Annotated in this window: 20 protein-coding genes; 10 read left to right on the top strand and 10 right to left on the bottom strand. The window is 72.9% G+C overall.

Going from position 1 to position 17,211, the window contains the following annotated elements:
- A partial coding sequence (locus tag AB0K37_RS31795) for a transglycosylase domain-containing protein (RefSeq protein ID WP_363987272.1) occupies positions 1–363 on the bottom strand: 363 nt, incomplete at its 3' end.
- A gap of 326 nt (positions 364–689) precedes the next feature.
- On the opposite strand from AB0K37_RS31795, the gene AB0K37_RS31790 reads away from it, so the two are divergent.
- Complete coding sequence (locus AB0K37_RS31790) at positions 690–1,001, top strand: WhiB family transcriptional regulator (protein WP_185029424.1); 312 nt, start codon at positions 690–692, stop codon at positions 999–1,001.
- Between the two features lie 339 nt (positions 1,002–1,340).
- On the opposite strand, the gene AB0K37_RS31785 is transcribed toward AB0K37_RS31790, so the two are convergent.
- The gene (locus tag AB0K37_RS31785; protein WP_363987270.1) at positions 1,341–2,498 is read right to left on the bottom strand and encodes an ArsA family ATPase; all 1,158 of its coding nucleotides are present in this window, start codon (positions 2,496–2,498) and stop codon (positions 1,341–1,343) included.
- 82 nt (positions 2,499–2,580) lie between these two features.
- Positions 2,581–3,576: an ArsA-related P-loop ATPase gene (locus AB0K37_RS31780; protein WP_363987268.1), complete on the bottom strand. Its 996-nt coding sequence runs from the start codon at positions 3,574–3,576 to the stop codon at positions 2,581–2,583.
- 237 nt (positions 3,577–3,813) lie between these two features.
- Between AB0K37_RS31780 and AB0K37_RS31775 the strand changes: the two genes are divergently transcribed.
- Positions 3,814–4,851 carry a slipin family protein gene (locus AB0K37_RS31775; RefSeq protein ID WP_363987266.1) on the top strand — a complete coding sequence of 346 codons (1,038 nt, stop codon included), beginning with the start codon at positions 3,814–3,816 and terminating at the stop codon, positions 4,849–4,851.
- 11 nt (positions 4,852–4,862) lie between these two features.
- On the opposite strand, the gene AB0K37_RS31770 is transcribed toward AB0K37_RS31775, so the two are convergent.
- Entirely contained in the window at positions 4,863–6,095 is a 1,233-nt protein-coding gene (locus AB0K37_RS31770; protein WP_363987264.1) for an MFS transporter, read from the bottom strand.
- An 82-nt stretch (positions 6,096–6,177) separates the two neighbouring features.
- Here AB0K37_RS31770 and AB0K37_RS31765 point away from each other — a divergent pair, with 82 nt between their 5' ends.
- Positions 6,178–6,696, top strand: a complete 519-nt coding sequence (locus AB0K37_RS31765; protein WP_363987262.1) for a MarR family transcriptional regulator — start codon at positions 6,178–6,180, stop codon at positions 6,694–6,696.
- Between the two features lie 16 nt (positions 6,697–6,712).
- On the opposite strand, the gene AB0K37_RS31760 is transcribed toward AB0K37_RS31765, so the two are convergent.
- Positions 6,713–7,660, bottom strand: a complete 948-nt coding sequence (locus AB0K37_RS31760) for an NADP-dependent oxidoreductase (RefSeq protein ID WP_363987260.1) — start codon at positions 7,658–7,660, stop codon at positions 6,713–6,715.
- 128 nt (positions 7,661–7,788) lie between these two features.
- On the opposite strand from AB0K37_RS31760, the gene AB0K37_RS31755 reads away from it, so the two are divergent.
- Positions 7,789–8,217 carry a helix-turn-helix domain-containing protein gene (locus AB0K37_RS31755; protein ID WP_363987258.1) on the top strand — a complete coding sequence of 143 codons (429 nt, stop codon included), beginning with the start codon at positions 7,789–7,791 and terminating at the stop codon, positions 8,215–8,217.
- Here the strand turns inward: AB0K37_RS31755 and AB0K37_RS31750 are convergent.
- Positions 8,205–9,404: an FAD-dependent monooxygenase gene (locus AB0K37_RS31750; RefSeq protein ID WP_363987256.1), complete on the bottom strand. Its 1,200-nt coding sequence runs from the start codon at positions 9,402–9,404 to the stop codon at positions 8,205–8,207. The two genes, AB0K37_RS31755 and AB0K37_RS31750, sit on opposite strands and share 13 nt — an antisense overlap.
- A gap of 251 nt (positions 9,405–9,655) precedes the next feature.
- On the opposite strand from AB0K37_RS31750, the gene AB0K37_RS31745 reads away from it, so the two are divergent.
- From AB0K37_RS31745 to AB0K37_RS31730, 4 genes are read left to right on the top strand one after another with little or no spacing between them, the layout of a single operon-like run.
- Positions 9,656–9,811, top strand: coding sequence for a DUF4177 domain-containing protein (locus AB0K37_RS31745; protein WP_345178951.1), 156 nt, complete (start codon positions 9,656–9,658; stop codon positions 9,809–9,811).
- Between the two features lie 54 nt (positions 9,812–9,865).
- Entirely contained in the window at positions 9,866–10,327 is a 462-nt protein-coding gene (locus tag AB0K37_RS31740; RefSeq protein WP_363987254.1) for a RidA family protein, read from the top strand.
- Positions 10,328–10,375: 48 nt separating this feature from the next.
- On the top strand, positions 10,376–11,230 hold the full coding sequence (locus AB0K37_RS31735) for an NUDIX hydrolase (RefSeq protein ID WP_363987274.1): 855 nt from the start codon (positions 10,376–10,378) through the stop codon (positions 11,228–11,230).
- Positions 11,231–11,234: 4 nt separating this feature from the next.
- Entirely contained in the window at positions 11,235–12,158 is a 924-nt protein-coding gene (locus AB0K37_RS31730) for an MBL fold metallo-hydrolase (protein WP_363987252.1), read from the top strand.
- A gap of 9 nt (positions 12,159–12,167) precedes the next feature.
- On the opposite strand, the gene AB0K37_RS31725 is transcribed toward AB0K37_RS31730, so the two are convergent.
- A complete protein-coding gene (locus tag AB0K37_RS31725) occupies positions 12,168–12,854 on the bottom strand; it encodes a Crp/Fnr family transcriptional regulator (protein ID WP_067483689.1) in 687 nt (228 codons plus the stop codon).
- A gap of 231 nt (positions 12,855–13,085) precedes the next feature.
- On the opposite strand from AB0K37_RS31725, the gene AB0K37_RS31720 reads away from it, so the two are divergent.
- On the top strand, positions 13,086–13,790 hold the full coding sequence (locus tag AB0K37_RS31720) for a TetR/AcrR family transcriptional regulator (RefSeq protein ID WP_363987250.1): 705 nt from the start codon (positions 13,086–13,088) through the stop codon (positions 13,788–13,790).
- Here AB0K37_RS31720 and AB0K37_RS31715 read toward each other — a convergent pair.
- The 3 genes from AB0K37_RS31715 to AB0K37_RS31705 are packed head-to-tail and all read right to left on the bottom strand — an operon-like array spanning position 13,777 to position 16,602.
- Positions 13,777–15,141 carry an alpha/beta hydrolase family protein gene (locus AB0K37_RS31715; RefSeq protein WP_363987248.1) on the bottom strand — a complete coding sequence of 455 codons (1,365 nt, stop codon included), beginning with the start codon at positions 15,139–15,141 and terminating at the stop codon, positions 13,777–13,779. The two genes, AB0K37_RS31720 and AB0K37_RS31715, sit on opposite strands and share 14 nt — an antisense overlap.
- A 25-nt stretch (positions 15,142–15,166) precedes the next feature.
- Positions 15,167–15,724 (bottom strand): carboxymuconolactone decarboxylase family protein, encoded by a 558-nt coding sequence (locus AB0K37_RS31710; protein ID WP_363987246.1) that lies wholly within the window; start codon positions 15,722–15,724, stop codon positions 15,167–15,169.
- Positions 15,721–16,602 carry an SDR family NAD(P)-dependent oxidoreductase gene (locus AB0K37_RS31705; RefSeq protein ID WP_363987244.1) on the bottom strand — a complete coding sequence of 294 codons (882 nt, stop codon included), beginning with the start codon at positions 16,600–16,602 and terminating at the stop codon, positions 15,721–15,723. Before AB0K37_RS31705 ends, AB0K37_RS31710 begins: the two co-directional genes overlap by 4 nt.
- A gap of 151 nt (positions 16,603–16,753) precedes the next feature.
- On the opposite strand from AB0K37_RS31705, the gene AB0K37_RS31700 reads away from it, so the two are divergent.
- Positions 16,754–17,211 (top strand): sigma-70 family RNA polymerase sigma factor (locus AB0K37_RS31700; RefSeq protein ID WP_363987242.1); only part of this gene is annotated, 458 nt, incomplete at its 3' end.

Here is a 17,211-nt window from a genome sequence, read left to right as displayed (position 1 = left end):
GATGGTGCCCTTGAGGTCGAGCGCGCCGTGCTCGTAGAAGCGCGAGTCCTCGATGTCGATCATGGCCTGCCGCATGATGGGGGCGACCTGGTCGAGCCGGACGGACTCGCGGTACTTGTCGAAGAACGTGGCGACCTGCTTGCCGTTGCCGTCGTACATCACCGTCTTCTCGGACGGCGGTGTCGTCTTGAGCTGGCTGTCCATGTCCTCGAAGTTGTTGGCGGCGTCGCGGGCGGTCAGCCCGGCGCTGCCGACGGCGGGCAGCGCGATGAGCGCGACGATGAGGCCCGCCACCACCCCGGCACCTAGCAACCTGAACAGCGTGGAGGCGGCCTGGGCCCGATCGTTCTTCGCAACGCGCACGGGGTCTAGGGTACGCGGGACGAGCAGTGCATTAGGGACAGGTCCCCCAGGGTTCGTGCTTTCCGGACCGGCTGATCAGGATCTTCGTCCGTTATGCCCTCATCGTGACAACCTGCGCAGTGTCTGGCGCGTCAACTACAGGTAACTAGTCCGTTCCGGCGGTATGGCCCCGGTGGGCTATATCGAGAATGGGCCCAACGGGGGCTGTTGAAACGTCCCTCGCTTCCGTAAGTTCTTCCCCACGGCTTTCGTTTGGCGGCCTGACGTCCGCGCCCGTCCGGCCAAGGAGCGCAAATCGACACAGACCCTAGGGGAGTGGGGCCAAGATGTGGATCACGGATTGGACCGCCCGCGCCGCCTGCCGTAACGCGGATCCGGACGCTCTGTTCGTGCAGGGTGCGGCGCAGAACCGAGCCAAGCTCATCTGCCGCGGCTGCCCGGTGCGCACGGAGTGTCTCGCCGACGCTCTCGACAACCGGATCGAGTTCGGTGTGTGGGGCGGGATGACCGAGCGGGAGCGCCGTGCGCTGCTGCGGCGGCGGCCGGATGTGCGCTCGTGGCGCGAGCTGCTGGAGACCGCGAAGGAAGAGTACGAGCGGTCGGCGGAGGTCGACGAGGAAGAACTCGTCGCGAGCTGAGTTCGACGGGTCCCCGGGGCCCGTGCGGCAGCGGTCCAAGGACCGACACGGTCCAAATGAAGCGTGGCCGATAGGCCCGTACCACCTTTTGGGTACGGGCCTACCGGCATGCCCATAAAGGCTGTTTTCGCTGATCAGGGCGCGGAGAGGGCGATCGTCCGGGTCTGTCCCGCGTGCAGTTTCCGGTGGTGCCGATCCGGGAAGATGCGCTTCTCCGGGATCGGTGCGCGGCGCGGACCAGGCCGGATCGCTGCCGTTCCGGATCGACCGTGAGAGTCGGAATCCGAGGCCGGTGAAGGCCTCGGAATCCACGAACGACCGGCCAGGATCCCCGTGACGTCAGGCGGCGGTGGGGGACGCGGCGGGGGCGGCGAGGTCCTCGCCCACCTGGCGCAGGCCGTCGAGGTCGTGGACGTCCTCCGCCTGCGCCGGGACGGCCGTGACCGGCACGGTCGGATGCGTGGACGCGAAGTGGTCGCGGAGGCGCTCCTCGCGGGCCGCGAGCTGCAGGCGGTCGGTGTGCAGGCGCAGCAGGGCGGCGGTCAGCGTGTGCTCCCCGCGCTCGTCCAGCGTCTCGGCGGCGGCCTGGCTGCGGGCCGCGGACAGGACGTCGTCGGCGGACTCGTGGACGCGGTTGACCACGAGGCCGGCGAGCGGCATCCGCTCCTCGGCGAGGCGCTCGACGAAGTAGGACGCCTCCCGCAGGGCGTCGGGCTCGGGCGCGGCGACGACGAGGAACGCGGTGCCCGGGGTCTGCAGGAGCTTGAACGTCTTCTCGGCGCGCTCCCGGAAACCGCCGAACATGGTGTCGAAGGCGGCGACGAACGTCTGCACGTCGCGCAGCAGCTGGACGCCGAGGACCTTGTTGATGACGCCGGTGAACACGCCGAACCCGGCGCTGATCACCTTGACGCCGAAGCGGCCGCCGGTCTTGGCCGGGGCGGCGAGGAGCTTCATGAAGCGGCCGTCGAGGAACCGGCCCATGCGCTCGGGGGCGTCCAGGAAGTCGAGCGCGTTCCGGGACGGCGGGGTGTCGACGATGATCAGGTCCCAGGCGCCGGAGCGGTGCAGCTGCCCGAGCTTCTCCATCGCCATGTACTCCTGCGTGCCCGACAGGCTGGACGACAGCGACTGGTAGAAGGGGTTGGCGAGGATCTGCTTGGCCCGGTCGGGGTCGGCGTGCGCCTCGACGATCTCGTCGAAGGTCCGCTTCATGTCGAGCATCATGGCGTGCAGCTCGCCGTCGCCGTCGATGTCGATCCGGCGCGGGTTGTTGTCGAGCTCGGACAGGCCCATCGACTGCGCGAGGCGGCGCGCCGGGTCGACGGTGAGGACCACGACGTCCCGGCCCCGCTCGGCGGCGCGGACGCCGAGCGCGGCGGCCGTGGTGGTCTTGCCGACCCCGCCCGACCCGCAGCACACGATGATCTTCGTGCGCGGGTCGTCGAGCAGCCCGTCGACGTCGAGCACCGGTGGGGTCTTGCTGGTCTGGCTCATCGGTTCACCTCTGCCGGTCGGTCCCCGCCGACGCGGGGGGTCAGCCTCACCCAGGAGACGCCGCGGCCGTGGACGGGCGCGGTCATGCGGCGCCCTGGTCGCGGAGGGCGGCGGCCAGGTCGTAGAGGCCGGCCAGGTCCATGCCGTCGGAGAGCAGGGGGAGGGTGTAGCGGGGCCGGTCGACCGAGTCCAGGCGCTCCTTCTCGCGGCGCTGGAGGGCGGTGCGGCGGGCGTGGTCGGCGGCCTCCTCGGCGAGGACAGCGGCGATCGACTCGGCGTCGTGCTCCAGGCCGGCGGCCTTCACGCCGCGGACGATCTCGTCGGTGTCCAGGGCCCCGGCGGCGGCGACGGCGAGGTCGTCCTCGCCGAGGACGGGCTGGTGCTCCATGTTGATGATCACCCCGCCGACCGGGAGCCCGACCGCGGTGAGGTCGCGGATGCCGTCCATCGTCTCCTGGACGGGCATCTCCTCCAGGAGCGTGACGAAGTGGACGGCGGTCTCGGGGCTGCGGACGACCTTCATCACGGTGTCGGCGTGGTTGCGGACGGGGCCGACCTTGGCGAGGCCGGAGACCTCGTCGTTGACGTTCAGGAACTTCGTGATGCGGCCGGTGGGCGGGGCGTCCATCACGACGGCGTCGTAGACGAACGAGCCGTCCTTCTTCCTGCGGCGCACCGACTCGGACGTCTTGCCGGTGAGGATGACGTCGCGCAGGCCGGGGGCGATGGTGGTGACGAAGTCGACGATGCCGAGCTTGGTCATCGCCTTCCCGGCGCGCTTGAGGTTGTAGAACATCTCGAGGTACTCGATGAGCGCCTCTTCGGTGTCGATGGCGAGCGCGTGGACGTCCCCGCCGTCCGGGGCGACGGCGACGCGGCGCTCCTCGTAGGGCAGCGGCGGGCAGTCGAAGAGCTGGGCGATGCCCTGGCGGCCCTCGACCTCGACGAGCAGGACCTTGCGGCCGCCGGCGGCCAGGGCAAGGGCGAGGGCGGCGGCGACGGTCGTCTTTCCCGTGCCGCCCTTGCCGGTGACCACATGGAGGCGTACGCCGTCCCAGTCGGTGTCTCTCGCGCTCACCCGATCGACCATATCGTTCACTCGTCAAACACTTGAGAGGGCGGTCGCCCTCATGCAAGTGATCCCTGACACGGTTCCCCCCGCCCGACGCTGTCATTCGGCCTGCCCGCGCGGTTAGCTTGAAAACGTGAGCCGTGCTATGGACGGTTCCGTCCGGACCCTGACCGGTCCGGACGCCCGCCGGAGCTCCGGGGGCGCCTCCCGGGGCCCGGGCCCTCATGCGAAAGAGGTGCCGTGATGGAAGCGGTGGCCCTGATCATCGTGCTCGTCCTCGTCGTCGTCGGGCTGATCGTCCTGTCGTCGTCGATCAGGATCGTGCAGCAGTTCGAGCACGGGATCGTGTTCAGGTTCGGTCAGGTCCAGCGGAACGGGCAGCTGCGGCCCGGCGCGGTGCGCACGCCCGGCCTGACGGTGATCGTCCCGATCGCCGAGCGGATGCAGAAGGTCAGCCGGCAGACGATCACGATGGGGGTGCCCGGCCAGGACGGGATCACCCAGGACAACGTGAGCGTCCGCGTCGACGCGGTCGTCTACTTCCGGGTGATCGACCCGGTGAAGGCGATCGTGAACGTGCACAACTACGGGTACGCGGTCTCGCAGGTGGCGCAGACGTCGCTGCGGTCGGTGATCGGGCAGGCCGACATGCAGGAGCTGCTCGGCGAGCGCGAGAAGATCAACATGCGGCTGCGGGCGATCATCGACGAGATCACCGAGGGGCCGTGGGGCATCCTGATCGAGCGGGTCGAGATCAAGGACGTGTCGCTGCCGGAGGGCATGAAGCGGTCGATGGCCCGGCAGGCGGAGGCGGAGCGGGAGCGCCGCGCCCGCATCATCACCGCGGACGGCGAGTTCCAGGCGTCCAAGCGCCTCGCCGCCGCCGCGGAGATCATGTCGCAGGACCCGGCGGCCCTGCAGCTGCGCCTGCTGCAGACGGTCGTGGAGGTGTCCGCCGAGAAGAACAGCACGCTGGTCATGCCGCTGCCGGTGGAGGTCCTGCGGTTCTTCGAGCGCGCCGCGGGCGGCGCGGCCTCGCGCTCCGAGGACGGCGGCGAGGCCAGGCCCGACCTCGGCGAGCGGCTCGCCAAGGCCGAGGAGGAGCTGGCCAGGGCGGCCGAGCAGACGTCGTCGCTGGAGTCGGCCGAGGAGGTCCCGCCGGTCATCGGGCTGGACGAGCCCAAGCGCCGCGGGTCCGAGGTCGCCGCGCCGCAGGACGAGCAGCCGCGCGGCATCGGCGGAGGCAAGGAGGAGACCCCGGAGCAGCAGACACCCCGCTGACCCGCGGGGTGTCACCGAGCCTGGGGCGAGGCGGTCACGGCGTCCGGCGAGATCTCGGGCATGGTCAGGCGCCGGACGCCCGGCACTGCGGCCGTGCCCAGGCAGGCGACGCCGACCAGCGCGGCCGCCGTCCACAGCGGGACGGAGGGTCCCCAGGCCGAGGCGGCCCACGGAGCGAGCGCGTAGCCGAGGGGCGCCGCGGCCAGCGACAGCAGCCAGTCGTAGGACGTCACCCGGGCCAGCGCGTGCGGCGGGATGGTCATCTGCACGACGGTCTCCCAGGTGGGGTTGAGGACGCCGAGGCCGGTGAGCGCCAGCCCGTACGTCGCGATGAGCAGCGGCGCGGGCGCGGCGGCCGCGAACAGCGCCAGGGGCAGTGCCAGCGCGGCCAGGCCCGCGTTCGCGACGAGGACGGGACGGCTCGGACGGAAGCGGGCGGCCAGCAGCGCCCCGGCGAGGAGCCCGGCGGCGCCCACCTGGACGGTCGCGATCCACACCCCCTCGCCGCCGAGCCGCTCGACGGCGAGGGCGGGGCCGAGGGTGAGCAGGACGGCGGACGTGCCGTTCCAGACGCCGTGCGCGATCAGGCTCGTCCAGTACCAGTCGCGCGAGCGGACCTCCGACCAGCCCTCCGCCAGGTCGGCCCGCAGGGAGCGCCGCGGGATGGGGACGTGCCGGACGCGCGCCAGGGCGAGGAGCGCCGCGCTCGCGGCGAACGACGCCGAGTCCAGGAGGAACGTCCAGCCGGGGCCGACGGTCAGCACGAACGTGCCGGCGAGGGCGGGCCCGGCGAGGCGGGTGGCGCCGTTGGCGACGCCCATCAGCGAGTTGGCCTTCTGGAGCCCGGACGGCTCGACGGTGCCGGCGATCAGGGGCGTGACGGTCGGCGTCTGGAAGGCCGAGGCCGCGCCGCCGATCACCTGGGCGGCGGCGAGGTGCCACAGGCTCGGCTCGCCGCTCAGGAGTTCCAGCGCCGCGAGCAGCTGCGCCGCGGCGCCGGCGAGGTCGGTCGTGAGGGCGACGCCCCGTGCGTCGAGGCGGTCGGCGAGCACGCCGCCGAGGGGCAGCAGGAGCAGGCGCGGCACCATCGCGCAGCCGAGCACGAGGGCGAGCGCGGACGTGGAGCCCGTGGCCCGCAGGACGGCGAGGGCGAGCGCGGCGGGGACGGCGGCGTCCCCGGTGAGGGACAGGACGCGGGCGGCGAACAGCAGCCGGAAGTCCCGGCCGCGCAGGGGGTGGGTCATGGCCGGACAATGTAGTTCGTTAACGAACTAATCGGCAACGAATTATTCTCCGCCGAACCAAGCAAACGACTACGATCCCCGCATGGGAGACAGGGACCGGACCGACGAGCACGTGGAGCGGTGGGCGCCGATCGTGCCCGACCTCGATCCCGACATCGAGGGCGCCGTGACTCGAATGATCTTCTTCGTCAAGCACATCCGGCGGATGAAGGAGGAGCTCCTCGCCGCCTCCGGCCTGCAGCGGCACGAGTTCGACACGCTGCACGCGCTCGCCGGCCGGCACGGCACCGCGGCCCCCTCCCTCCTCGCCGCCGACCTCGCCATGCCCCCGAACTCGATCACCGGCCGGCTGGACGCGCTGGAGCGCCGCGGCTTCGTCCGCCGGTCCCCGTCCGCGACCGACCGCCGCCGGGTCGTCGTCGAGCTCACCCCCGCCGGACGCTCCGCCTGGCGCGACGCGATGGACGGCCTCGGAGTCGAGGAGACCCGCCTGCTCGCCGCCCTCGACCCCGCCGAGCGCCGCACCCTCTCGGACCTCCTCCGCCGCATCATGCTCCGCGCCGAACACCCCGCCGACCCCCCGAACAGCCCAACGGCCTAAAAGCCAGTGGAGGGTTCTACGGGGTGAGGACCAGGCGGCCGCGTAGGGCGCCTGCTTCCAGGCGTGTGTGGGCCTTGGGGGCCTCGGTGAGGGGCAGGGTGTCGGCGACGCGGGGGGTGAGGCCGCCCTCGTCCGTGAGTGCGGCGAGCATGCCCAGCTGTGCGGCGTCCGCGCGTATCCACACGTTGTGGACGGTGATCCCGCGCAGCGGGAGCGGGGTGGCCGGACCGCCGTTGACCGCTGCGAACGTCCCGCCGTTCCGGACGGCGTCGAGGGCCGCGACCGAGAGGAGGGCGGCGTCCAGGGCGCCGTCCACACCGCCCGGTACGAGCGCGCGGACGGCGTCCCCCAGGTGCGCGCCGCGCGGAACGAACATGTCCGCGCCGAAACCGCGCACCAGAGTCTCGTCGGACGCGGAGGCCGTGGCGACGACGCGCAGGCCGCGGTGGGCCGCCAGCTCCACGGCGTAGCCGCCGACGGCGCCCGCGGCTCCTGTGACGAGCAGCGTGGCACCCGAAGGCAGAGCGAGGAGGTCGAGGGCCTGCAGGGCTGTCAGTCCGTTCAGCGGGATGGTCGCCGCCTCAGGGGCCGTGACCGACCGCGGCGCGGGCGCGACGGCGTCCGCGTCCAGGACGATCGCGTCCGCGTAGGCGCCCAGCGGCACGTCGAGCCGGTCCTTCAGGCCGATGACCTCGTCGCCGGCGGCGATCCGGGTCACGCCCTCCCCGATCGCGTCGACGGTGCCTGCGACGTCCCAGCCGATGCCGACCGCGGGCCGCGAACCGAACGGCGGCATGAGCCCAGCGTCGGCCAACGCTCCCGAGCGGGTCGCGGCGTCGACCGGGTTGACCGCCGCGGCCGCCACCCGGATCCGCACCTGGCCGGGCCCCGGGACGGGCACGGGAACGTCGGCGAGCTCCAGCGCGTCCGGCCCGCCGGGTGTCCTCACGATGATCGCGCGCATGGCAGAACTTTCTGTCCGAAGTGGGTGGGTGTGCGGGGAACCCCGCACCGGCAACTGTCGCCGGAACAGCCGCGGGCCGGAAGAAGTTACTTCGGAGTGCGTTCGGTACCCGGAGGTGAGCCCGCGGCATGGCCACGATGACGGCGGCGGAGCGTCGCGAGCAGGAGAAGGCGGCGTTCGACGCCTACATGGACGGATGTCCCACTCATCAGCTGATGGGGATCATCGGCAACAAGTGGAGCATGCTGGTCCTCACTGATCTGGCGCGCGGCGCGCGCAGGTACGCCGAGATCGGCAGAGCGCTCCCGGGCGTCAGCGCCAAGATGCTCACGCAGACGCTCCGCTCCCTGGAGCGGGACGGTCTCGTGGCGCGCAGCGTGACCCCGTCCGTGCCCGTCCAGGTCGAGTACACCCTGACCCTGCTGGGCGAACGGATCGTTCCGCTGCTCACCTCCATCAAGGAGTGGGCCGGCCGCCACATCGACGAGATCAACGCGTCGCGCGAGCGGTACGACGGGACCCCTGAGCGCGGCGGGGAGCCCGATCACACGGTGTGAGGCGTCCGGCGCGGCTCCGGGTACTCCCGCAGCTTGATCGCCGTGGCCGCCTGCGTGGTCAGCTTGTCGAGGAGCTTGATGAACGGGCGCGCGGTCAGCAGTCGGTAGACCGTCGTGCGGCGGCGCAGCGCGCGCTCGTTCTTCGGGGCGAAGAACGGCCCGACCCCGCCCGCGACCCGCTGGCACGCCGTCGTGAACTTCTTGATGCGCTCCTCGTAGGCGGGGAACGCGGCGCGGTGGTCGCCGTCCGCTGCGGCCAGTTCGCCCGCGAGGACGTAGGCGCACACGACCGCGAGGCCCGTCCCCATCCCGCCGCAGGTGGCGCCGTAGCCGGCGTCGCCGAGCAGGGCGACCCGCCCCTTCGTCCAGGCGTCCATCCGGACGATGCTGATCGAGTCGCAGTAGAAGTACGGGGCGGCCCACATGTCGCGCATCAGGGCGCCGGTGTGCCAGCCCATGCCGGCGAACTTCTCGGCCAGCGCCCGCTTCTGGGCCTCCTGGTCGCGGCGGTGCGGCTCCAGCTCGTCGTCGGCGAAGACGCACATGACGTTCGCGCCGGTTCCGCCGCGGGTCGGGTACACCGACACGCCGCGCCCCACCTCGCTGTAGAGCTTGCCGGTGCCGACACCGAGCCGGTTCGGCGCCTCGAAGATCGCGACGTGGTAGCCCGAGTCCCGGACGAACCGGGACTCGTCGCCGAACGCGAGCCGCCGGACGTTCGAGTGCAGCCCGTCCGCGCCGACGACCAGATCGAACGTGCGCGGAGCCCCGCGCTCGAAGGTGACGTGGACGCCGTCGGCCGTCTCGGCCATGGACGCGATCGAGTCGCCGAAGACGTACCTGGCGGAGTCCCGGGTCAGCTCGTACAGGAGTTCGGCGAGGTCGCCCCGGTGGATCTCCACGTCCCCGCCGGTGAACGAGTCGGGCAGGGCGACCCGCGTCCGTCCTTCGGCGTCGATGAGGTCGAGCGCGCCGCCGTGGGTCTGCCTCCGCCGGATCTCGTCCAGGACGCCCATCTTCTCCAGCACCTGCATGTGCACCTCGCCGCGGAAGTCGACGGCCTGCCCGCCCGGCCGGATCGCCTCCGCCCGCTCCACGACGGTGACGTCGTACCCGTACCGCGCCAGCCAGTAGGCCAGGGACGGTCCCGCGATGCTCGCACCCGAGATCAGCACGCTCTTGCTCATCGTTCTCTCCGTTCGTCGTTGCCGTCGAACAAGAGATTCGCGACCGACCCTGACCAACCCCGCACCACCGGCTGACCGTCCCCGCGCCCGCCCGTCAGCACACCGGGGCGGGGGGATCAGGACCAGGTGGCGGCGGGGGGTGGGTGAGGTCTGCGACGCGGCCTCAGGGTGACCGGCAGCCCGCTCAGGGGCGTTCTGTGAACAGCGGGTTCGAGCGGGGTCCGGGTAAGGCGATCGCTAGGGTGAGGGCCATGAAGAAGTGGGAGTACGCGACCGTTCCGCTGCTGGTGCACGCGACCAAGCAGATCCTCGACAACTGGGGCCAGGACGGGTGGGAGCTCGTCACCGTCATGCCGGGGCCGAACCCCGAGAACCTCGTCGCCTACTTCAAGCGCGAGATCGAGTAGCGGCGCCCTGCCGGAACAGCCCCGTCGTAAGGACCTCAACGAGGAGGAATGGCGATGAGCACGCCTGAAGAGCGGATCCGCGAGCTCGGCATCGAGCTGCCGGAGGTCGTCCCGCCGGTCGCGTCCTACGTGCCGACGGCGCGGACGGGGTCGCTCGTCTACACCGCGGGCCAGATCCCCCTGGTCAAGGGCGAGCTGGGCGCCACCGGGAAGGTGGGCGCGGAGGTCAGCGCCGAGGAGGCGACCCGCCAGGCGCGGATCTGCGCGCTGAACGCGATCGCGGCGCTGAAGGCCGAGGTCGGCGAGCTGTCGCGGATCGTGCGGATCGTGAAGGTCGTCGGGTTCGTCGCCAGCGCGCCGGACTTCCACGGCCAGCCGCAGGTGATCAACGGGGCGAGCGACCTGCTGGCCGAGGTGTTCGGGGACGCGGGCAAGCACGCGCGCAGCGCCGTCGGCGTCGCCGTCCTGCCGCGGGACGTGCCGGTCGAGGTGGAGCTGATCGCCGAGGTGGGGTGAGCCTCCGGGCTTGACGGAATGCCGTTCGGTATGTCCGAATGGCTCGCCATGGGGATCACCAACGGACTCAAGCTGCCCGAGTCGTTCCGGGGGCAGGTCGAGGACATCCTGGAAGGCCGGGCCGAGCCGGCGCCCGCCAAGGACGCGGCGACCGTGGTCGTGCTGCGCGACCACGACGAGCACGGGCTCCAGGCGTTCATGCTGCGCCGCGTCCGGTCGATGGCGTTCGCGCCCGGCGCCTACGTGTTCCCCGGCGGCTCGGTCGACCCGCGCGACGGGGAGGCGGCGCTGGCGTGGTCCGGGCCGTCCCCCGCCGAGTGGGGCCGGGCGTTCGGCGCCGACGAGACGCTGGCCCGCGAGCTGGTCTGCGCGGCGGTCCGGGAGACGTTCGAGGAGACGCTCGTGCTGCTCGCCGGCCCGACCGGGGAGACGGTCGTGGACGACACGCGCGGCGACGACTGGGAGGCGGACCGGCAGGCGCTGCTGGACCGCTCCCAGTCGTTCGGGGGGTTCCTCGACCGGCGGGGCCTCGTGCTGCGCTCCGACCTGCTGCGCCCGTGGGCGCACTGGATCACCCCGAAGATCGAGCGCAGGCGCTACGACACCCGGTTCTTCGTCGCCGCGATGCCGGCGGGGCAGCGGGCCAGGGACGTCAGCACCGAGGCCGACCAGGTCGCCTGGGTGAGCCCGGCGGAGGCGGCCGAGCGGGCCGCGCGCGGCGAGTGGACGATGCTGCCGCCGACCGTCGCGACGCTGGCGGAGCTCGCCGGGTACGCCACGGTGGCCGACGTGCTCGCCGCGCGGCGCGAGATCGTCGTGCAGGAGCCGGTCGCCGAGATCATCGACGGCGACGCCTACCTCGTCCTGCCCGAGGGCGTCGCGCGGCACTACCCGCAGGGCTGAGGAGATGGCCCGCCGGGTGCCCCGCGGCCAGGCCGTCCTGTGGCGGCTGGCGGGCACGTCAGCGCTCCGGCGGCTGGAACGCCTCGGCTGGAACCCGGCCCGCCACCCCGATCGCGCCTCGGGCAGGATGGGGGACATGACGGAGATCGACGGGATGGGTACCGAGCGAGCGACCTGCGTGCTCGCCCCGAACCCGTCCGCCATGACCCTGGACGGCACCAACACCTGGATCATCGCCGAGCCCGGTGCCGCCGAGGCCGTCGTCGTCGACCCCGGGCCGAAGGACGGCGTGCACCTGCGCCGCGTCCTGGAGACGGTGGAGGCGCAGGGGCGGCGGGTCGGTCTCGTCCTGCTCACGCACGGGCACCCCGACCACTCGGCGGGCGCCGGGAAGTTCGCGAAGATGGCGGGCGGCGGGGTCAAGGTGCGGGCGCTGGACCCCCGGCACCGGCTCGGCGACGAGGGCCTCGCGGAGGGCGACGTCGTCACCACGGGCGGTCTGGAGCTGCGGATCATGGAGACGCCGGGGCACAGCGACGACTCGCTGACGTTCTGGCTTCCGGCCGACGGCGCCGTCCTCACCGGCGACACCGTCCTCGGGTACGGGACGACCGTGCTGGAGGGGAGCCTCGGCGACTACCTCGGGTCGCTCGACCGGCTCCGCCGGTTCTCCGCCGACCGGGGGGCCGCGACGATCCTCCCCGGTCACGGGCCCAAGCTGGACGACCCCGTCGCCGTCCTCGACCACTACATCGACCACCGCCGCGAGCGCCTCGCCCAGGTCGAGGCCGCCGTCGCGGCGGGCGCCCGCACGGCGCGGGAGGTCGTCGAGCGCGTCTACGCCGACGTCGACAGGTCGCTGTGGCCCGCGGCCGAGTGGTCGGTCCAGTCCCAGCTCGACTACCTCGCCGAGCGCGGGGCCGTCTGACCCCCGCGCCTACTTCGAGCGCTTGCGGAGGCGCTCGATGTCGAGGATCACGACGGCGCGGGCCTCGATGCGCAGCCAGTTGCGCTGGGCGAAGTCGGCGAGGGCCTTGTTGACCGTCTCGCGGGACGCGCCGACGAGCTGCGCCAGTTCCTCCTGGGTGAGGTCGTGGTGGACGTGCAGGCCCGCCTCCGACGGCTGGCCGAAGCGCTCCGCGAGGTCGAGCAGCGCCTTGGCGACGCGGCCGGGCACGTCGGTGAAGACCAGGTCGGCCATCACGTCGTTGGTCTTGCGGAGCCGCTGCGCGAGCGCGCGGAGCAGCTGCACGGCGACCTCGGGGTGGCCGGTGAGCCAGGGCCGAAGATCGTCGTGCCCGAGCCCGGCGAGGCGGCACTCGGTCACCGCGATGGCGCTCGCGGTGCGGGGGCGGGGGTCGAACAGCGACAGCTCGCCGAACATCTCGCTCGGGCCGAGCACGCTCAGCAGGTTCTCGCGCCCGTCCGGCGCCGTCCGGGTGAGCTTGATCTTTCCTTCGAGGACGACGTAGAGCCGGTCCCCGGTCTCGCCCTCGTTGAACAGCGTCTGTCCGCGGGCGAGACGCACCTCGGTCACGTTGGCGCGCAGCGCCTTGGCACCCTGCTCGTCGAGAGCCTCGAAGAGCGGGGCCCTGCTCAGAACGTCCACGTCGCGATCGGTCACGCTATTCCTCCTCGAACACCTACTTGCCTAGTGTGACGTACGTCCCACCGCGTACGTGAAGGCAGGGTCACGGCGCGCCGAAACGCGGGACCAGGGGTGATCCTTCCCGGGGAGCGGCCCCGATCCCGTTCGCCCAGTGTACGGACCACCGGGTGAATGCCGTCACACCGGTCTCATCGCCCGTTACGGGATGGCCCGGGCAGGGAAGCGGCCGTGCCCTAACCTGAGCGGATGCAGACGTCCGAGCCCGGGCCCACACCGCGCCGCCTGCCGAGGGGGCGTCACGCGCTGTCGCGCGCGGAGGTCGAGCGGGTGCACCGAGACCGGCTGTGCGGCGCCATGGCGCAGGCGATGGCGGAGAAAGGGTACGTCGGCACGTCGGTGGAGGACGTCCTGAAGCGGGCCCGGGTCTCGCGGCAGAGCTTCTACGCGCTGTTCTCGTCCAAGCTCGACTGCTTCATGGCCGCCTTCGACCAGGCGGGCCTGCTGCTGTTCCTCCAGTTGGAGGCGGCGATGCAGGGCGAGGCCGACGCGGCCGGGGAGGGGACGGCGCAGGGCGAGGCCGACGCGGCCGGACAGGGGACGGCGCAGGGCGACGCGGCCGAACGGTTCGAGCGCGTCTTCACCGCCTACCTGGAGGCGCTCGCGGCCGAACCCGCGTACGCGCGGCTGTTCCTGGTGGAGGTGTTCGCGGCGGGCCCGGAGGCCGTCCGGCGGCGGACGCGCGTCCAGCGCGACCTGGCGGCGAGCCTCGCCGACCTCATGGGCGTGACGAGCGACAGCGGCCGGTTCGCGTGCGAGGTCGTCGTGGCGGCGGTGAGTTCGATGGTGACTCCGGCCGTGGCGGCGGGCGACATGGAGGCGCTGCGCGCGATCAGGGCCCCGGTCATCGAGCACGTGCGGCTCCTGCTGCGCTCGGGCGTCATGGACGGCTGATCCGCACCAGCGTGGTCGCGGCGCGGCGCGCGGGCGGGAGGGTGACGGTGAGCCGCCCGGACGGCCCGGCGGCGGTCCTGATGACCTTGTGCGTCCTCCCGCGCGCCACGTCGATGACGACGCGGGCGCCGGGACGGTAGGACGCGGGGGTCGTGACGGTGGCGGTCCCGGCGGCGCGCAGGGCGAAACCCGTCGCGGAGGCGTCCGTCAGCGCGCTGAACTGCCGGGCCTCCGGCCGCTTGAGCGAGACCGTCCAGCCCCACTGCGTCCAGGCCGGGTCGACCGACCGGTAGGAGATCTTCGCGGGCGGGCGCGGCGGGGCGGCGAACGTCCGCATCAGCGGGCCGATGTGCCGCCGCAGATCGCGGGCCCAGTACGGGAAGGTGTGGGTGCCGAGCAGGCGGTCGTCGTAGTGGCTGGGGATCTCCAACGCTTCCAGCCGCCGGTGGAAGCTGGCGGTCGAGGCGTGCGTGAGGGCCTCGATGCCGATCGCGGCCGGGTCCGGGACGGGCGGGTCGAGCGGCCCCGGGACGCCGGTGGCCGTGTGGAGCGCGAGCCGCATCCCGCGCAGGTTGGGCGCGAGGGTCGCGGGGTCGTGGCCGCGCCAGTTGGTCGCGTCCGCCAGCCGGGAACCGAAGATCGCGTCGGGGTGCACGCCGTCTCCGACGGCCGCGACGTAGGAGACGACTCCGGCCGCGCCGACGGAGACGACCGGGTCGTAGGCGATGTCGGGCGCGCCCGAGAACGAGGCGGCGGACACGAACAGCTCGGGGTGGCGGGCGGCGTAGCTCATCGCCCCGAAGCCGCCCTGCGACAGGCCCGCGACGGCCCGCCCCTCCCTGTGGGGCACGGTGCGCAGGGACCGGTCGATCCAGGGGATGAGCTGGGCGACGTGGAAGGTCTCCCACCTGGACGGTCCGAGCTCGGTGCGCGGGTCGGCCCAGTCGGTGTACCAGCCGCCGCCGTCGCCGTCGAAGCCCCCGTCCGGCATGACGGTGATCAGCGGCCGTCCGGCGGTGGTCTTCTCGGCGCCGCCGCGCTCGACCCAGTCGGAGGCGCGTCCGGACGTCCCGTGGAACAGGTAGAGGACGGGGAAGCGGGCGCCGGGGCGCCGGTCGTAGCCGGTCGGCAGCAGGACGCGCACGTCCACGGCCCGCCCCAGCGCGGCCGTGCTGACGCGCACCGCGTACTGGCGGTCGTCGACGCGCCGCACGTTCACGACGTGGATGCCGCCGGAGTCGGTGAAGCGGACCGCTCCTCCGGCGGCCCGTCCGGCGGCGTGGGCGGGGACGGCGAGTCCCGTGGAGGCCGTGGCGAGGGTCAAAGTGATCGCGAGGACTCGGATGCGCAAGGGGGGACCTCCTCGGACGTGCCGGTCAGCGGCCTTCGGCGGGGCGGCGGGGCCGGTCGGGCTGGACGCGCAGCGCGGTGATCACGGTCGCGAGCATCTCGTAGTGGGCGGCGAGCATGGTCAGCTCGACGCACTCGCCCTCGGTGAGGTGGGTGCGCAGCCGCGTCCAGGTCTCGTCGTCGAGGTCCCGCTCGGCGTGGAGGCGGTCGACGGCGGTGAGGACGGCCCGCTCGCGAGGCGTCCACCCGGCGGCGTCCGGGCCGGCCTTGAGGCGCACCACGTCCGGCTCGCGCACGCCCGCGCGGCGCGCGAGCCGGACATGGTGGCCGAACTCGTACTGGCAGTCGCGCAGATGGGCGACGCGCAGGATCACCAGTTCGGTCTCCCGGCGCGGGAGGGTGCCGCCGGGCATGAGCCGTCCGGCGAACCACAGCCAGCCGCGGAACAGCCCGCGGCGGCGCGCCAGGGTCAGGAACAGGTTGGGCGGCCCGGTCCCGGCGGCCCGGCCCGCGGCGCGGCAGGCGAGCCAGTTGACCACTCCCACCTCGCGGACGCCGCCGGGAGTGGCGCGGGGGGCCGTCACCGATCGGGGTCCGGCTGCGGCGTCGTCAGCTCCACCCGCTCGTTCCTGGCGATCTCCAGGATGTCGCGCAGCCCGCGCTGGACGAGGTGGTCGGCGACCGGCTGCACGGCCATCCGGACCGGCAGGACGGCGCCCACCCACCAGGGGGCGACGATCCGCCTGGACCGGCGGGCGATCCCGCGCTCCAGCGCGTCGATCCCGACCTTCAGCGGCGCGACGCCGAAGGCGAGACCGGTCCGGGGCGACGCGTCCATCAGGGCGGACGCGGCCTCGGTGCCGAAGCCGCGGCGCGTCATGTCGGTGTCGAGCTCGGCGAAGTACGCGACCCCGGCCTTCCCGCCCCACGGGCGCAGTTCGGCCCGCAGCGTGTTGCCCAGCGCCTCCACGGCGGCCTTGGACGCGCTGTAGGCGCCCAGCAGGGGCGCGTTGACGGCGGCGGCCAGGGACGACACGGCCAGTGCGTAACCGCGTTCATGGCTGAGGTGGGGTCCGGCGGCGCGGAGCGTGTTGTAGACGCCCAGCACGTTCACCCGCAGGCTTTGCTCCATGACGGACGGGTCGCCGCCTATGACCGGCATCTGCGCGGCGACGCCCGCGTTGGCGACGACCACGTCCAGGCCGCCCAGTTCTCGGACGGCGCTCTCGACCACGTCCTCGACCGTGCCGCGGTCGGTGACGTCGCACGTCCACCAGGGGGCCGTCCCGCACCCGCCGGCGACGTCCGAGAGGAGGTCGGGCTCCAGGCCGGCGAGCGCCACGCGCGCGCCGCGCTCGTGCAGCCGGGCGGCGAGCGCCGCCCCGATGCCCCGCGCCGCTCCGGTGATCAGCACGCGCCGTCCGGCGAGGGTCGCCGTCCAGCGGGACGAGTCCAGGATCATGCGGTGACCCTAACACTGGAGAACATGCCTGTCTTTTTAAGATTGCCCCTAATTCCCCGTAATACGGGCGCGGGTCGGGCGTCTACTCCTGCGGTGAGCAAGCGGTCTCCGAAGGTTGTGGTGAGATGCGGGCCTTGGGTTGGATGGCGTGGTGGTAGCGGGCGTGGGGACGCGGCCGGACGCCGACCTTCTGGCGGCCGCCGCGCAGGGCGACGACGAGGCCTCCGACGAGCTGTTCCGGCGGCACCACACGGCGGTGCTGCGGTACGCGCGCGGGCTGGTCCGCGACCAGCACCTCGCCGAGGACCTGACGAGCGAGGCGTTCACCCGCACGTTCGCGGCGATGCGCCAGGGCGGCGGCCCCCGCGACGCGTGCAGGCCCTACCTCTACACCGTCGTGCGGAACACGGCCACCGACTGGGCCCGCGGCGCCCGCCGCACCGTCGTGACCGACGAGGTCGCCGAGTGGGCCTCGGACTCCGGGGACGAGCCGCCCGACGTCGACGAGCTCGACGCGCTCGTCCGCGCCTTCCGGTCGCTGCCCGAACGGTGGCAGACCGTCCTCTGGTACACGGTCATCGAGGAGGAGCCCGTCGGGCAGGTCGCGGA

The sequence above is a fragment of the Actinomadura sp. NPDC049753 genome (assembly GCF_040674655.1).
In the GTDB taxonomy this organism is placed as follows: domain Bacteria; phylum Actinomycetota; class Actinomycetes; order Streptosporangiales; family Streptosporangiaceae; genus Spirillospora; species Spirillospora verrucosospora.
The sequence above is the reverse complement of the archived record's forward strand: the minus strand, read 5'-3'. Positions and strand labels throughout refer to the sequence as shown.

Coding starts and splice junctions, on each gene's coding strand:
- AB0K37_RS31790 (WP_185029424.1), top strand. CDS start 690: ATGTGGATCACGGATTGGACCGCCCGCGCCGCCTGCCGTAACGCGGAT.
- AB0K37_RS31785 (WP_363987270.1), bottom strand. CDS start 2,498: ATGAGCCAGACCAGCAAGACCCCACCGGTGCTCGACGTCGACGGGCTG.
- AB0K37_RS31775 (WP_363987266.1), top strand. CDS start 3,814: ATGGAAGCGGTGGCCCTGATCATCGTGCTCGTCCTCGTCGTCGTCGGG.
- AB0K37_RS31770 (WP_363987264.1), bottom strand. CDS start 6,095: ATGACCCACCCCCTGCGCGGCCGGGACTTCCGGCTGCTGTTCGCCGCC.
- AB0K37_RS31765 (WP_363987262.1), top strand. CDS start 6,178: ATGGGAGACAGGGACCGGACCGACGAGCACGTGGAGCGGTGGGCGCCG.
- AB0K37_RS31760 (WP_363987260.1), bottom strand. CDS start 7,660: ATGCGCGCGATCATCGTGAGGACACCCGGCGGGCCGGACGCGCTGGAG.
- AB0K37_RS31755 (WP_363987258.1), top strand. CDS start 7,789: ATGGCCACGATGACGGCGGCGGAGCGTCGCGAGCAGGAGAAGGCGGCG.
- AB0K37_RS31750 (WP_363987256.1), bottom strand. CDS start 9,404: ATGAGCAAGAGCGTGCTGATCTCGGGTGCGAGCATCGCGGGACCGTCC.
- AB0K37_RS31745 (WP_345178951.1), top strand. CDS start 9,656: ATGAAGAAGTGGGAGTACGCGACCGTTCCGCTGCTGGTGCACGCGACC.
- AB0K37_RS31740 (WP_363987254.1), top strand. CDS start 9,866: ATGAGCACGCCTGAAGAGCGGATCCGCGAGCTCGGCATCGAGCTGCCG.
- AB0K37_RS31735 (WP_363987274.1), top strand. CDS start 10,376: ATGGGGATCACCAACGGACTCAAGCTGCCCGAGTCGTTCCGGGGGCAG.
- AB0K37_RS31730 (WP_363987252.1), top strand. CDS start 11,235: ATGGCCCGCCGGGTGCCCCGCGGCCAGGCCGTCCTGTGGCGGCTGGCG.
- AB0K37_RS31720 (WP_363987250.1), top strand. CDS start 13,086: ATGCAGACGTCCGAGCCCGGGCCCACACCGCGCCGCCTGCCGAGGGGG.
- AB0K37_RS31705 (WP_363987244.1), bottom strand. CDS start 16,602: ATGATCCTGGACTCGTCCCGCTGGACGGCGACCCTCGCCGGACGGCGC.